Annotated in this window: 10 protein-coding genes; 2 read left to right on the top strand and 8 right to left on the bottom strand. The window is 61.4% G+C overall.

Annotated elements, in window-relative coordinates:
- Positions 1-3: 3 nt before the first annotated feature.
- The 7 genes from PGR6_RS19595 to PGR6_RS19565 all read right to left on the bottom strand — a co-directional run bounded on the left by PGR6_RS19595 (position 4) and on the right by PGR6_RS19565 (position 10,770).
- On the bottom strand, positions 4-2,721 hold the full coding sequence (locus PGR6_RS19595; RefSeq protein WP_064619178.1) for a nitrate reductase: 2,718 nt from the start codon (positions 2,719-2,721) through the stop codon (positions 4-6).
- Positions 2,721-3,038 (bottom strand): nitrite reductase small subunit NirD, encoded by a 318-nt coding sequence (gene nirD, locus PGR6_RS19590; RefSeq protein WP_018925265.1) that lies wholly within the window; start codon positions 3,036-3,038, stop codon positions 2,721-2,723. The genes PGR6_RS19595 and nirD overlap by 1 nt, the downstream gene beginning before the upstream one ends.
- On the bottom strand, positions 3,035-5,488 hold the full coding sequence (nirB, locus tag PGR6_RS19585) for a nitrite reductase large subunit NirB (RefSeq protein WP_007940642.1): 2,454 nt from the start codon (positions 5,486-5,488) through the stop codon (positions 3,035-3,037). The genes nirD and nirB overlap by 4 nt, the downstream gene beginning before the upstream one ends.
- 334 nt (positions 5,489-5,822) lie before the next feature.
- Positions 5,823-7,493, bottom strand: a complete 1,671-nt coding sequence (locus PGR6_RS19580; protein ID WP_064619175.1) for a bifunctional protein-serine/threonine kinase/phosphatase — start codon at positions 7,491-7,493, stop codon at positions 5,823-5,825.
- Positions 7,494-7,500: 7 nt separating this feature from the next.
- Complete coding sequence (locus PGR6_RS19575) at positions 7,501-8,712, bottom strand: nitrate/nitrite transporter (RefSeq protein ID WP_018925267.1); 1,212 nt, start codon at positions 8,710-8,712, stop codon at positions 7,501-7,503.
- Between the two features lie 255 nt (positions 8,713-8,967).
- A complete protein-coding gene (locus PGR6_RS19570; RefSeq protein ID WP_018925269.1) occupies positions 8,968-9,543 on the bottom strand; it encodes an ANTAR domain-containing response regulator in 576 nt (191 codons plus the stop codon).
- 15 nt (positions 9,544-9,558) lie between these two features.
- Complete coding sequence (locus tag PGR6_RS19565; RefSeq protein ID WP_064619171.1) at positions 9,559-10,770, bottom strand: CmpA/NrtA family ABC transporter substrate-binding protein; 1,212 nt, start codon at positions 10,768-10,770, stop codon at positions 9,559-9,561.
- Between the two features lie 226 nt (positions 10,771-10,996).
- Between PGR6_RS19565 and PGR6_RS19560 the strand changes: the two genes are divergently transcribed.
- Positions 10,997-12,016 (top strand): quinone-dependent dihydroorotate dehydrogenase, encoded by a 1,020-nt coding sequence (locus PGR6_RS19560; protein ID WP_026286344.1) that lies wholly within the window; start codon positions 10,997-10,999, stop codon positions 12,014-12,016.
- A 310-nt stretch (positions 12,017-12,326) separates the two neighbouring features.
- On the opposite strand, the gene rmf is transcribed toward PGR6_RS19560, so the two are convergent.
- Positions 12,327-12,542, bottom strand: coding sequence for a ribosome modulation factor (gene rmf, locus PGR6_RS29605; RefSeq protein ID WP_003223300.1), 216 nt, complete (start codon positions 12,540-12,542; stop codon positions 12,327-12,329).
- Positions 12,543-13,073: 531 nt separating this feature from the next.
- Here rmf and rlmKL point away from each other — a divergent pair.
- On the top strand, positions 13,074-15,344 hold the full coding sequence (gene rlmKL / locus PGR6_RS19555; RefSeq protein WP_018925272.1) for a bifunctional 23S rRNA (guanine(2069)-N(7))-methyltransferase RlmK/23S rRNA (guanine(2445)-N(2))-methyltransferase RlmL: 2,271 nt from the start codon (positions 13,074-13,076) through the stop codon (positions 15,342-15,344).
- Positions 15,345-15,386 lie beyond the last annotated feature (42 nt).

The raw sequence follows: 15,386 nt of genomic DNA, 5'->3' as shown, positions 1-15,386 counted from the left end.
TCCTCACGAGGTGACGGCGACTGGCTGCGCAGTGGCGGCCAGTAAACGCTTGATTTCCGGGACGCAGGAGCCGCATTGCGTGCCGCAGCCCAATTCTTGTTTCAAACCTTGCAAGTCCAGGCCACGGCTGATTCCGGCACAGATTGCGTTCTGGCTGACGTTCATGCAGTTGCACAGGGTTTTGCTGCCGGATGCAGGGGCGCCAGCGTTGCCTGGTGGCGCACTCAACGGTGCCAGCAGCCAACGGCGCAGTTGTTCGTCGGCGCGACCTTCGAGCCACAGGCTTTGCAGCCAATGTTGGGCGAGTGTTTCACCGGCCAGGCGAATCGCGGTGATCCGGCCGTTCTCGATACGCACCCGTTTACCGATCGAGCGCCGGGGGTCGTCGTAGGCCAATACCGGGCCGTCGTTGAGCCCCAGGCATTGATCGATATCACGCAACAACTGCGGCTCTGGCGCGGTGGCGCTGGCGGCGCGTATCAGCAGCGCGGGACGCTCACGGCCGGCCAAGCTGAGGCTGGCGTAGGAAAACGCCTCGCAGAGTGGTCGCAACGTCTCCAGGTGCTGTTGAACATCGCCTTCGATCAGGGCGAAAAGCTGCCAGGGCAAATGCACAGGCTCGAGCCGCACACCGCTGTGTTTGAGTTCCGGTTGCTTCGACAACGGATCGAAGGCGGGAAGGGTGAGGGTATTCACACCGCCCTTGAGAAAGCGGTCGCCCCAATGCATCGGCAGGAAAGCCTGGCCCGGACGTACGCTGTCGTCGCTGCTGACCGGCAGGATCACCGCGCCCCGGCGACTTTTCAGATTGATCAGGTCGCCAGGTTGCAGGCGATGCCGACGCAGTTCATCCGGGTGCAGGCTCAACACGGCTTCGCTGACATGGCCGAACAGCTGCGCGGCGGTGCCGGTGCGGCTCATGCCGTGCCATTGATCGCGCAGGCGGCCGGTGATCAAGGTCAGCGGGAAACGCGCATCGCGTTGTTCCTTGGCGGCGCGATAGGGGTCGGTCACGAACTGCGCACGCCCGCTGGCGGTCGGGAATACCCCGTCAAGGTACAACCGCGCGGTGCCTTCGCGGGCTCCGGCGGGGAAGGGCCATTGCTGCGGTCCGAGCTGGTCGATCAACTCATGACTGATCCCGGACAGGTCGAGGTCGCGGCCGCGAGTCAGTTGTTTGTATTCGTCGAAGACCTGTGCCGGGGTTTCAAAGGCAAACAGGCTGGAGGCTCCAGGACGCAGGTGTTTTTCCAGGCGCTGTGCGAAATCCACGGTGATCGCCCAATCGGGCCGTGCTTCACCGGGGGCGCCGATGGCTCGGCGGACGTGGGAAATGCGCCGCTCGGAGTTGGTAACCGTGCCGTCCTTTTCACCCCAACTGGCGGCGGGCAGCAACAGGTCGGCGAATGCGGCGGTTTCGGTGGTGTGGAAGGCTTCCTGCAACACCACGAACGGGCAGGCTTGCAGTGCCTCGCGCACAGTGGTCTGGTCCGGCAGCGACTGGGCAGGGTTGGTGCAGGCGATCCACAGGGCTTTGATCTTGCCGCTGCGCATCTGCTCGAACAGTTCGATGGCCGTGAGCCCGGTGTTTTCGGGCAGTTGATCGACGCCCCAGTAGGCGGCCACTTGCGCCCGGTGCTCGGCATTGGCCGCTTCGCGATGACCCGGCAGCAGGTTTGACAAACTGCCGGTTTCCCGGCCGCCCATGGCATTGGGCTGACCGGTCAGCGAGAAAGGTCCTGCGCCGGGCCGACCGATTTGCCCGGTAGCCAAGTGCAGGTTGATCAGCGCGCTGTTCTTCGCGCTGCCGGCGGTGGACTGATTCAGCCCCATGCACCACAGCGACAGAAAGCTCGGTGACGTGCCGACCCATTCCGCGCATTGGTGCAGTTGCTCGACGCTGATGCCACAGAGTTGCGAGACCATTGCCGGGGTGTAGTCGCGTACCAGGTTTTTCAGCTCGGCCAAGCCTTCGGTGTGGGCCTTGATGAAGTCGCGGTCGATCCAGTCTTCCCACAGCAGCAAGTGCAAAATCCCATGGAACAACGCGACATCGGTACCGGGCAGAATCGCCAGGTGCAGGTCAGCCAGATCGCAGGTGTCGGTGCGCCGTGGGTCGATGACGATGACTTTCATTTGCGGGTGGCGGGATTTGGCTTCTTCCAGGCGACGAAACAGGATCGGGTGGGCGTAGGCCATGTTGCTGCCGACGATCATCACGCAGTCGCTCAATTCCAGGTCTTCGTAGTTGCAGGGCGGAGCATCGGCGCCGAGGCTGCGCTTGTAGCCGACCACCGCTGAAGACATGCACAGCCGTGAATTGCTGTCGATGTTGTTGGTGCCCACCAGCGCCCGCGCCAGTTTGTTGAAGGCGTAGTAATCCTCGGTCAGCAATTGCCCGGAGATATAGAACGCGACGCTGTCCGGGCCGTGTTCGGCGATGGTCTTGGCGAAGACACTGGCGGCGTGATCGAGGGCGCTGTCCCAATCTGTGCGGCTGCGAGCCAGTCCTTTGCCCAGGCGCAGTTGCGGGTACAAGGCCCGCGCCGTCAGGTCGCCGGTCAGATGCAAGGTCGAACCTTTACTGCACAATTTGCCGAAGTTGGCCGGGTGCGCCGGATCGCCGCTGACGCCGAGAATGCGCTCGCCGTCGTGCTCGATCAGCACGCCGCAGCCGACCCCGCAGTAGCAGCAGGTGGAGGCGGTGATTTGGCGGTCCATCAGCTTGCTTCCCGCAGGGCCAGCAGCACCCGGCCATTTTCGACCCGTGCCGAATGATGGTGGGCACAGCCGATATCGGGAGCCTGGGCCTCGCCGGTTTCCAGGTCGATCTGCCAGTTGTGCAGCGGGCAGGCGACCCGTTTGCCGTAGATCAACCCCTGGGACAGCGGCCCGCCCTTATGCGGGCAGCGGTCGTCGAGGGCGAAAACCTCATCGTCGCTCGTACGAAAAATCGCAATGTCGCCTTTCGGGCCGGCGACGATCCGCGAGCCAAGGGTGTTGATCTCTTCCAGTGCGCAGATATCCAGCCAGTTCATACCGACACCTCCAGGTTCTTCACGGGAATGACTTCGAATTCTTTTTTCAGCAGTGGTTGCTCGAGGCGTTCTTTCCACGGGTCCTGTTCGAACGACAGGGAGAATTGCAGGCGTTCGTTGAGTGCCTTGCGCCGTACCGGGTCTTCCAGCACGGCTTTCTTGATGTGTTCCATGCCGACCCGTTGCAGGTAATGCACGGTGCGCTCGAGGTAGAAGGCTTCTTCACGGTACAGCTGCAGGAAAGCGCCGTTGTATTCGCGCACCTCTTCAGCGGTTTTCAACTTGACGAAGAATTCAGCGACTTCGGTCTTGATCCCGCCGTTGCCACCGATGTACATCTCCCAGCCGGAATCCACGCCGATAATTCCGACGTCCTTGATCCCCGCTTCCGAGCAGTTGCGTGGGCAACCGGAGACAGCCAGTTTCACTTTGTGTGGCGACCACATGTTGAACAGGTCATGTTCGAGCTCGATGCCCAGTTGCGTGGAATTCTGGGTGCCGAAGCGGCAGAACTCACTGCCGACACAGGTTTTCACGGTGCGGATGGATTTGCCGTAGGCGTGGCCGGACGGCATGTCCAGGTCTTTCCAGACGCCCGGCAAGTCTTGCTTTTTGATCCCCAGCAAGTCGATGCGTTGGCCGCCGGTGACCTTGACCATCGGCACGTTGTACTTGTCGGCCACGTCGGCGATGCGCCGCAGTTCTGAAGGATTGGTCACACCGCCCCACATCCGCGGGACGACAGAGTAAGTGCCGTCTTTCTGAATGTTGGCGTGGGCGCGTTCGTTGATCAGGCGCGATTGCGGATCGTCCTTGGCTTCGCCGGGCCAGGTGGAAATCAGGTAGTAGTTGAGCGCCGGGCGGCAGGTGGCGCAGCCGTTCGGCGTGCGCCAGTTCAGGTAGCTCATGGTGCCGGCGATGGTCAGCAGATGCTGGTCGCGGATGGCCTGGCGGATTTGCCCGTGGTTGAGGTCGCTGCACCCGCAGATGGCTTTTTCGCTTTTCGGTTTGACGTCTGCCGCACCGCCCACGGTGTTGATCAGGATCTGTTCGACGAGGCCGGCACAAGAGCCGCAGGAGCTGGCGGCCTTGGTGTGTTTCTTCACGTCGTCGACGCTGAACAGCCCGTGTTCCTGAATGGCTTTGACGATGGTGCCTTTGCACACGCCGTTACAGCCGCAGACTTCGGCGGTGTCGGCCATGCTCATGGCTTTGTCCTGGCCTTGATGTCCTACATCGCCTAAAGCATTTTCGCCAAACATCAGGTGATCGCGGATCTCGCCGATGGCATGGTTCTCACGGATCTGCCGGAAATACCAGCCGCCGTCTGCCGTATCGCCGTACAGGCAGGCGCCGACCAGCACGTCATCCTTGATCACCAGTTTTTTGTACACCCCGCCAATCGGGTCGGAGAGGGTGATGGTCTCGGTGCCTTCGCCACCCATGAAGTCGCCGGCGGAGAACAGGTCGATGCCGGTGACTTTCAATTTGGTCGACGTCACCGAGCCCTTGTAAGTGGCGAAGCCCAGTTGGGCGAGGTGGTTGGCGCACACCTTGGCTTGTTCGAACAGCGGAGCGACCAGGCCGTAGGCGGTGCCGCGGTGGCTGGCGCATTCACCGATGGCGTACACCCGAGGGTCGTAGGTTTGCATTGTGTCGTTGACCAGAATCCCGCGGCTGCAAGGGATGCCGGCTTTTTCCGCCAGTTCGGTGTTGGGGCGAATGCCGGCCGCCATCACCACCAGATCGGCGGGGATGATGTCGCCGTTCTTGAACTGCACTGAGCCGACCCGGCCATTGCCGGCGTCGTGCAGGGCCTGGGTCTGTTCGCACAGGCGGAAATGCAGGCCACGGGCTTCCAGGGCGGTTTGCAGGAGTTGGCCGCTGGTTTTGTCCAGTTGGCGCTCCAGCAGCCATTCGCCGATGTGCACCACGGTGACGTGCATGCCCCGCAGCATCAGGCCGTTGGCGGCTTCAAGGCCCAGCAGGCCGCCACCGATGACCACGGCGTGCTTGTGGGTCTTGGCGGTGTCGATCATCACCTGGGTGTCGGCAATGTCGCGATAGCCGATCACGCCCTGCAAGGTATTGCCGGGGATCGGCAGGATGAACGGGGTCGAGCCGGTGGCAATCAGCAGGCGGTCGTATTCAGCCTCGGTACCGTCTTCGGCGATGACCCGGCGTTTGACCCGGTCGATCTCAACCACTTTGCGGTTGAGCAGCAGCTTGATGTTGTTTTCCAGGTACCAGTCCAGATCGTTGAGCACGATCTCTTCGAATGTCTGTTCGCCAGCCAGTACGGGGGACAGCAGGATGCGGTTGTAGTTGGTATGCGGTTCGGCGCCGAAGACCGTGATGTCGTACAGCTCATTACTCAGCTTGAGCAGTTCTTCCAGGGTACGAACCCCGGCCATGCCGTTGCCGATCATCACCAGTTTTAGTTTTTTCATCAGGTTCTCCGGGGAGCTCGGGCCTGCCTCATCAGGGCATTCAGGCCTTGCTCGACAAAATTTTGCGCAAACAAAAAAAGGCGTCCCGCTAGCTAACTAGCGAGGACGCCTTTGTCCTTGTCCCGTTCTCTCGGGCAGCGCAGCCTTCTACGTTGAAGGCCGGGCTTTATGTCTGTTGGGAAAGGTAATGCAGTGGTTGTGCCAAGTTCTTCAGACGCCAGAATTTGCTGGGGTTGGTCGCGGTCTCGGTATTTGATTGGGATGTTTGTGCACCGAAACAATGCATGTTGCCCGCAATTGGCGCGGTCCCTGTAGCTGCTACAAAGAATGGGTGTTAGCCATGAAACAACAAAAACAGCAGCACCAGATTCACCAGCAACGACACCAGTGCCAACGTCCGCCAAACCTTCAACGGCTCGCGCTCCAGCAACGGTCTGGGGCGCACGCTCAAACTGCGTCGTTCTCCCTGTTCCAGCAGCAACAACCATTCTTCGGCCGTTTCAAAGCGCTGATCCGGGGCTACCGCCACCGCGCGCTCCAGACTTTGCGCGATCCATTCCGGCAGGTCGGGCCGGTAGCGACTGGCGCTGACAGGCACGCCAAACCGTGGGCGCTGGAACGCTTCGATTTCGCCGTAGGGATAATGCCCGGTGAGCAGGTAGTACAAGGTCACGCCGACGGCATACAGATCCTGTTGTGGTGTCGGCAGGTCGCCGCGGAACGCTTCTGGCGCGATATAGCTGGGCGTTCCAGGCAGGGCGAAGGCTTGATCTTCGGACAGCCCCGGACAGTAGGCGAGGCCGAAATCCAGCAGGCGCAACTCGCCGTCGTCCCCCAGCAGCAGATTCTCCGGTTTGATATCGCGATGCAGGATCTGCCGTCGATGCAGGATGCCGACAGCCCGCAGCAAGCGTTCGGCCAAGTCCTGCCATTGCGCCAGTGGCAGCGTTGTGACGCGCTCATGCAACTCAGCCAGGGTCGACCCGGAATACTCACGCATCACGTAATACAAATGCTGACGCTGACTGGCGGCATGGACTTCAGGGAAATGCCGACCGGCTACACGCTTGAGAAACCATTCCTCCGACAACAATGCCTGCCCGGCCTGGTGATCGTCACGCAGAGCGCCGGGCAAGGTTTTCAGCAGCCAGCGCTGTTGTTGTGCATCGCGCACCCGGTAGAGCAGCGATTGCTGGCTCTGGCCGAGGATCCCTTCGACCTGCCAGCCTTCGAAGGTCTGGCCCGGTTTCAGTGCAGGCGGCAGAGGCCATTGCTGCAGGTGAATCAGTGCATCGCCAATGCTGGTTTCGCCAAGGGCATCGACCCGCACCAGCAGGGCGCTGGCATTGTCCTGGCTGCCGGCCAGGTGCGCGGCGCTGACCAGGGTCTGCGCGGCACTGTTGAGGTCAGGTTGATCGCGCAGAATCGCCGCGATGGCGGTGTCGCCCAGCACGGCCCAGATGCCGTCGCTGAGCAGCACGAAACTCTCGTTCAGGCGCAGTTCGCCATCCAGAAAGTCCAGCACCAGATGTTGATCCAGCCCCAGGGCCCGCTTGAGCACATGTTGCATGCCCGGCTGGTCCCAGACGTGATCCTCGCTCACCCGTTGCAAGGTGTCGGCGTGCCAGCGGTAAACCCGGCAATCGCCGACATGCGCCAGGGTGAAACGCCTGCCGCGCATCACCAGGGCACTGACCGTGGTCAGCAGCGGTTGCCCGCCGCCGTTGGCCTGCAGCCAGCGGTTTTGCGCCAGCAGCAGGCGATCGAGTGCCTGGGCGACACCCCAGGTTTCCGGTGTGGCGTAATAATCCAGCGCCAACGCCTGCAAGGTCGAACGGGCCGCGAGACCGCCATCGGCGCATTGGCTGACGCCGTCGGCGATGGCGAACAGGTAACCCTTGCTCGCCGCCAGTGCGGGGGCCGGAGTGACCAGGCGCAGAGCGTCCTGGTTCTCCTCGCGAGGCCCGATGGCGCTGGCTTCGGCAAAACTCAGTTGCAGGCTCATTCAATCCTCACACGCGAGCCGCGGTGACGGCTGCCGAACCCCAAGTGGTTCTCCAGCGACGTTTCACCCCGTGCAGACCGAACCAGGCGAGTACGCCGAGGCTGGCGAACAACCACAAGGCCATTTGATAGCTGCCGGTACTTTGCTTGATCGCGCCCATGCCGGCCGCCAGTGCGAAGCCACCGATGCCGCCGGCCATGCCGATCAAACCGGTCATCACACCGATCTCCCGACGAAAACGCTGTGGGACCAACTGGAATACGGCACCGTTACCTGCACCTAAACCGAGCATAGTGCAGACGAAAAGCGCCAACGCTGCGTAGGAACTCGGCAGATTGAAACCCACGGTCGCAATGCAGATCGCTGCCACGGTGTACATCGCCAACAGGGTGCGAATCCCGCCGAAGCGATCCGCCAGCGCGCCGCCCAGCGGACGCATCAGGCTGCCACCGAACACGCAAGCAGCGGTGTAGTAACCGGCAGTGACCGGGCTCAGGCCGTATTGGTCATTGAAGTAGCCGGGCAGGGCGCTGGCCAGGCCGATGAAGCCGCCGAAGGTCACGCTGTAGAAAAACATGAACCACCAGCTGTCGCGGTCACCCAGGGCCTTGAGGTAGTCGGCCATGGACTTGGCTTTCGGCCGCTCAGGGGCGTTCTTGGCCAGCCAGGCGAAGACGATCAGGGTCAGGATCAACGGAATCAGGGCGAAGCCGAACACGTTGCTCCAGCCATACGCGGCGGCCAGCACCGGAGCGATCAGGGCGGCCAGCACGGTGCCCGAGTTACCGGCACCGGCGATGCCCATGGCTTTGCCTTGGTGCTGCGGCGGATACCATTGCGAGGCCAGCGGCAGGGCGACGGCGAAGGACGCACCGGCCATGCCGAGGAACAGGCCCAGCAACAGCGCCTGCTCGTAACTGTGGATGCCGACTTTCCAGGCAACGAGCAGGGCGCTGATGACGATTATCTGGCCGATGATCCCGGCGGTTTTTGGCGACAGGCGATCAGCCAGCAGGCCCATCGCAAAGCGCAGTACGGCACCGGCCAGAATCGGCGTGGCCACCACCAGCCCGCGCTGTTGGGTGGTCAGGTGCAGGTCAGCGGCGATCTGCACCGCCAGGGGGCCGAGCAGGTACCAGACCATGAAGCTCAGATCGAAATAGAGGAAGGCTGCGAACAGTGTCGGGGTATGGCCGGATTTCCAGAAGCTTGAATTCATCGCGCACCTCAGCTGTCAGGCGTATCAAGAAGGAGTCATGAGCTTGCAGGTGGGGCGCCGCAACGGCCGCACCACCAGCCCCGGTCTCTGGGGCCAAAACGGAAAAACGCCGCTACCTGATTCGCAAAAGGGGGCGAATGAGGTGAGCGACGTCTTTGTCGTAGGTGGGGCAACCGCCGTTGGTTACCTTGCAGGGATTACTTAGCGAGATCTGTGCCAACACGTGAGATCGAGGCTTGCCCGCGATAGCGTCCTTCAGCCAAGCAACTCACTCATGGCAATGATTTGCTCCGCCACCTGTATCAGCTTCTGCTGGCGGCTCATGGCCTGGCGGCGCATCAGGGTGTAGGCCTCTTCTTCATTGCAGTCCTTCATCTTCATCAGCAGCCCCTTGGCCAGCTCGATGCGCTTGCGCTCGGCCAGTTGCTGGTCGCGGGCGTGCAGTTGCGCGCGCAGGGCCTGATCGCTTTCAAAGCGAGCCATGGCCACGTCGAGAATCGGCTGCAAGCGTTGTGCGTGAATGCCTTCGACGATGTAGGCACTGACGCCGGACTTGATCGCCTGGCGCATCACGCCGGGATCGTGCTCGTCGGTGAACATCACGATTGGCCGTGGTTGGTCGCGAGTAACCAGCACCACTTGTTCCATCACATCGCGGCTCGGTGACTCGGTATCGATCAGAATCACGTCCGGACGCACCGTTTCGACGCGCGCGGGCAGGTCAATGGTCAGGCCGGACTCGTCGATGACTTCGAACCCGGCTTCGGTCAGGGCCGCTTTCAGACGCCCGACTTTTTTCGCGGTGTCATTGATCAGCAGGATACGCAACATATTCGCAGGCTCCTGTCAGCGGCTGGCGAGAAGGGGAGCGCTGTCGCTCATGGCGTGCAGCGTAAAACTGCGGGCATAGCCGACCGGGTCCGAACCGTCCCAGATCTTGCCGTCGATCAGTTGACTGCTGCGCATTTCCTGACCACGGGCGGGCACGCCGACAGCGGCGGCGGCCTCACTGTATAAGTCTAGTTGCTGGACTTGGCGGGCCACGCCGAGGTAATCCGGGTCGTCACGCAATAAGCCCCAGCGACGGAACTGGGTCATGAACCACATGCCGTCGGACAGATACGGCAGATTGACCTCGCCGCCACTGTGGAAACGCATCGCGTGCGGGTCTTGCCAGTGATTGCCCAGGCCGTCGGTATAGTCACCGAGCAAGCGCGGTTCGATGCAATCGAGCGGGGCATCCAGGTATTCGGGTGCGCTCAACAGTTGCGCGGTGCTGCGGCGATTTTCGCGGCTGGCTTCAATGAAGCGGCTGGCCTCGAGGATCGCCATCACCAGGGCCCGGGCGGTATTGGGGTATTGCTCGACGAAGGCGCGGGTGCAGCCGAGGACTTTTTCCGGGTGGTCGGGCCAGATGGTCTGAGTGGTGGCCATGGTGAAACCGAGATTCTGTCGCACCGCACTGGCAGCCCACGGTTCGCCGACGCAGAACCCGTCGATGCGCCCGGCTTGCAGGTGCGCGACCATTTGTGGCGGCGGCACCACCACGCTGTCGACATCCTGCAACGGATGAATGCCCTGGCTCGCCAGCCAGTAATACAGCCACATGGCGTGGGTGCCTGTGGGAAATGTCTGGGCGAAGGTCAGTTTTGGGCGACTTTGGTGCACGTGATGGTCCAGTGCTTCAGGACTGGTCACGCCCAAGGCCTGCAAGCCGTGGGAGAGGTTGATGCTCTGGCCGTTCTGGTTCAGGCCCATGAGCACGGCCATGTCGGTGGAGGCTACGCCGCCGATGCCCAGGTGCACGGCGTAAATCAGGCCGTACAGGCTGTGGGCGGCGTCGAGTTCGCCGCTGACCAGTTTGTCCCGCAGGTTGGCCCAGGACGACTGGCGCTTGAGGTTCAGGGTCAGACCGTAAGGCTGGGCGAAGCCCTGGGTGGCGGCGACCACCACTGAGGCGCAGTCGCTCAGAGCCATGAAGCCAAGGTTTATTTCGGTTTTTTCCGGGGCATCGCTGCCGTTGACCCAGGCCAGTGGGCCGGCTGATGGTTCGTTCATCGATTTGCACCTTCCAAAAAAAACGTCGTCCCATGGCCTCTGCGCGAGCAGAGCCGGTGACGACGCCATTGTCCTTCCACTCATTCCGTCGTTGGCATGAGTGCTGATGATCATGTTGGTGCAAGGCATATGCCATCGCTGGCTGATTTTGTCGTGCGCCTCGCCTGTGGACTCGATGCGCGGCTATAATCGCCGCCTCTCATCGCCACCCGAGTCAAGCCTGCCCATGTACACCCTGGCCCGTCAGCTGCTGTTCAAACTTTCCCCGGAAACCTCCCACGATCTGTCCCTGGACCTGATCGGCGCGGGCGGGCGTTTGGGCCTCAACGGCTTACTGTGCAAGGCGCCGGCGAAAATGCCGGTGACGGTCATGGGCCTGGAATTCCCGAACCCGGTGGGGCTGGCGGCCGGTCTGGACAAGAACGGCGCGGCGATCGACGGGTTTGCCCAACTGGGTTTCGGTTTCGTCGAAATCGGTACCATTACCCCGCGTCCGCAACCGGGTAATCCGAAACCACGGATTTTCCGCTTGCCGCAAGCCGAGGCGATCATCAACCGCATGGGTTTCAACAACCTCGGCGTCGATCACTTGCTCGCTCGCGTGGCGGCGGCCAAGTACAAGGGCGTGCTGGGTATCAATATCGGCAAGAACTTTGATACGCCGGTTGAACGTGCGGTTGACGACTACCTGATCTGCCTGGACAAGGTCTATGCACACGCCAGCTACGTGACGGTCAATGTCAGCTCGCCGAACACACCGGGCCTGCGCAGCCTGCAATTCGGCGATTCGCTCAAGCAATTGCTTGCCGACCTGGCCACGCGCCGGGCGGAATTGGCCCTGCGCCACGGCAAACATGTGCCTTTGGCGATCAAGATCGCACCGGACATGAGCGATGAAGAAACCGCTCAAGTCGCCCAGGCGTTGATCGAAACCGGGATGGATGCGGTGATCGCCACCAACACCACCCTGAGCCGCGTCGGCGTCGAAGGCCTGGAGCACGGTGACGAGGCGGGCGGGTTGTCCGGCGCACCGGTTCGCGACAAGAGCACCCACACCGTGAAGGTGCTGGCGGCGGAACTGGCCGGTCGCTTGCCGATCATCGCCGTGGGCGGTATCACCGAAGGCAAGCACGCGGCTGAGAAAATCGCCGCGGGTGCGAGCCTGGTGCAGATCTATTCGGGCTTTATCTATAAAGGCCCGGCACTGATTCGTGAATCGGTAGATGCCATCGCCGCGTTGCGCTGAAGCCTGATTTGCCCTGATGGTGGGGGCTTTTGTGGCGAGGGAGCTTGCTCCCGCTCGGCTGCGAAGCAGTCGTAAATCCTGCAACCGCGTTTTACCTGACACTCCGGGTTGATTGGTTTTGGGGCCGCATCGCAGCCCAGCGGGAGCAAGCTCCCTCGCCACAGAAACGACCTCACCACCGTAGTTTCTTTGCAGGCATAAAAAAGGGCTCCCCGAAGGAGCCCCTGGGCCGAAGCCCGCCGTCCGGATAGGACGTGCGTGGTTAAGTCGTAGCGTAATCAGATTGTCGTGTCGGAGTGTGTGCCCTGTATTAGCCGACGGCGTGAAGTTCGTTGAGTCTGTGGATTCCCGCAGTGCCGGTCATACCGTCCCAATTGTCGCCGCGTCCTTCTCGCCAGCCATTGATCCAGGCTTGGCGTACCGACGGTAGAGTAAAAGGGCAAAGCTCACGGGATTTACCACCAACGCCATATTGATATCCGCGCAAAAATGCTCTTTCCAACGGATCACGCTTAAGTCTTCTCATAGGGTGTTTCCCTCACTTGTTGACTGTATGTATCGCGTCGACCTCAATCGAGGTCAGGCAGAAAAATTCTGCCGTTGGTGGCTCGCTGCCGGCGTCGCGAGCCAAGGTGTTGACGCCGTTGCGACGTCAACCTGAGTGGAGTTCTAACCAATGCGTCACATCGAGGGAATGACCGTTTTGTCATAAGAACGTAACCATAAAGATGGTATGGCCATAAGTAACACGATATTTGTGCCGTGTTGATTGGCCAAAGCCCGGTATGATCGGCCCTTCGCTGGGATGCTGGGGGTTCCGCCTTAACGAGAATGACACCCGTTGCTCTTGGGTATTATTCGACGAAGGGTCGACTTATGACATTTTGTTTCATCAACTTTTTTATCTGCCCTGGCATCTAAGCTCTTTTAACCCGAGCAGTCAGGGTGGGACGGCACACCTTCGTGCCACGCGGGCGTTCTGTTAGAAAAACGCCTGATTGAAAACCGGATCGGCAACGCGTTGCCGGTTCACTTAGCTAAAGGCTCTGGAATTACCATGTCCGATCGTTTCGAACTCTTCCTCACTTGCCCCAAAGGCCTTGAAGGTCTGCTCATCGAGGAAGCCGTCGGGCTTGGCCTTGAGGAAGCACGCGAGCACACCTCGGCTGTGCGCGGCATGGCCACCATGGAAACCGCTTATCGCCTGTGCCTGTGGTCGCGTCTGGCGAACCGGGTGCTGTTGGTGCTCAAGCGCTTCCCGATGAAGGACGCCGAAGATCTCTATCACGGTGTGCTGGATATCGATTGGCAAGACCACATGCTCAACGACGGCACCCTGGCCGTCGAATTCAGCGGTCACGGCTCTGGCATCGACAACACGCACTTTGGCGCCTTGAAGGTCAAGGATGCCATCGTCGACAAACTGCGCACCCCGCAAGGCGATCGCCCGTCCATCGACAAGCTCAACCCCGACCTGCGCGTTCACCTGCGTCTGGACCGTGGCGAAGCCATCCTGTCCCTCGACCTGTCCGGGCACAGCCTGCACCAGCGCGGTTATCGCTTGCAGCAAGGCGCGGCGCCGCTGAAGGAAAACCTCGCGGCAGCGATTCTGATCCGTTCCGGCTGGCCGCGCATTGCCGCCGATGGTGGCGCGCTGGCTGACCCGATGTGCGGTGTCGGCACGTTCCTGGTGGAAGCCGCCATGATCGCCGCCGATATGGCGCCGAACCTGCGCCGCGAGCAGTGGGGCTTCACCGCCTGGCTCGGTCACGTGCCGGCGCTGTGGAAAAAACTCCACGAAGAAGCCACTGAACGCGCTGCGGCTGGCCTGGCCAAGCCACCGCTGTGGATTCGCGGTTACGAAGCCGACCCACGCCTGATTCAACCGGGCCGCAACAACGTCGAACGTGCCGGCCTGAGCGAGTGGATCAAGATTTACCAGGGCGAAGTGGCAACGTTCGAGCCGCGTCCGGACCAGAACCAGAAAGGCCTGGTGATCTGCAACCCTCCGTACGGCGAGCGTCTGGGCGATGAGGCGAGCCTGCTCTACCTCTACCAGAACCTCGGCGAGCGTCTGCGTCAAGCGTGCTTGAACTGGGAGGCGGCGGTGTTCACCGGCGCTCCGGATCTGGGCAAGCGCATGGGCATCCGCAGCCACAAACAGTATTCGTTCTGGAACGGCGCGTTGCCGTGCAAATTGCTGTTGATCAAGGTCACGCCAGACCAGTTCGTCACCGGCGAGCGTCGCACCCCGGAACAGCGTCAGGCCGAGCGTGAACAGGCGGCCTACGATGAAGCACCGAGTGAGCCGCAAGAGCGCAAGTACAACAAGAACGGCAATCCGATCAAACCGGCTCCGGCACCCGCCCCGGTGATTGAGCAACCGCGCTTGAGCGAAGGTGGGCAGATGTTTGCCAACCGTCTGCAAAAGAACGTCAAGGCGCTGGGCAAGTGGGTCAAGCGTGAAGGCATCGACTGCTACCGCGTCTACGATGCCGACATGCCGGAATATTCCATGGCCATCGACCTGTATCACGACTGGGTCCACGTTCAGGAATACGCCGCGCCGAAATCCATCGATCCGGAAAAAGCCTCGGCGCGGATGTTCGATGCCCTGGCGGCAATCCCGCAGGCGTTGAACATCGACAAGAGCCGCGTGGTGGTCAAGCGTCGCGAACGTCAGAGCGGCACCAAGCAGTACGAACGCCAGAGCGCCCAGGGCAAGTTCAACGAGGTCAATGAAGGCGGCGTGAAGCTGCTGGTGAACCTCACCGACTACCTCGACACCGGGTTGTTTCTCGACCACCGGCCGATGCGCATGCGGATTCAGAAAGAGGCGGCCGGCAAACGCTTCCTCAACCTGTATTGCTACACCGCGACCGCCAGCGTGCATGCGGCCAAGGGCGGTGCGCGCAGCACCACCAGCGTCGATCTGTCGAAAACCTACCTGGACTGGGCGCGGCGCAATCTGTCGCTGAACGGTTTCTCCGACAAGAACCGTCTGGAGCAGGGCGACGTGATGGCCTGGCTCGACGCCTGCCGTGACGAATACGACCTGATCTTCATCGACCCGCCGACCTTCTCCAACTCCAAACGCATGGAAGGGATCTTCGACGTGCAGCGTGACCAGGTGCAGTTGATCGACCTGGCCATGGCGCGACTGGCACCGGGTGGGGTGTTGTACTTCTCCAACAACTTCCGCAAGTTCCAGCTCGAGGAAAACCTCACCGAGCGTTATGCCGTTGAGGAAATCACGGCCCAGACCATCGATCCGGATTTCGCCCGTAATGGCAAGATCCACCGTGCCTGGAAGATCACTGCTCGCTGACACTTAAGCCTGATTGGATCCACAGAGCCTTGATTTTTAAAG

It is taken from the genome of Pseudomonas sp. GR 6-02 (assembly GCF_001655615.1).
Lineage (GTDB): Bacteria > Pseudomonadota > Gammaproteobacteria > Pseudomonadales > Pseudomonadaceae > Aquipseudomonas.
Note: the sequence above shows the minus strand (reverse complement) of the source record. Positions and strands in the feature narration are given on the sequence as shown.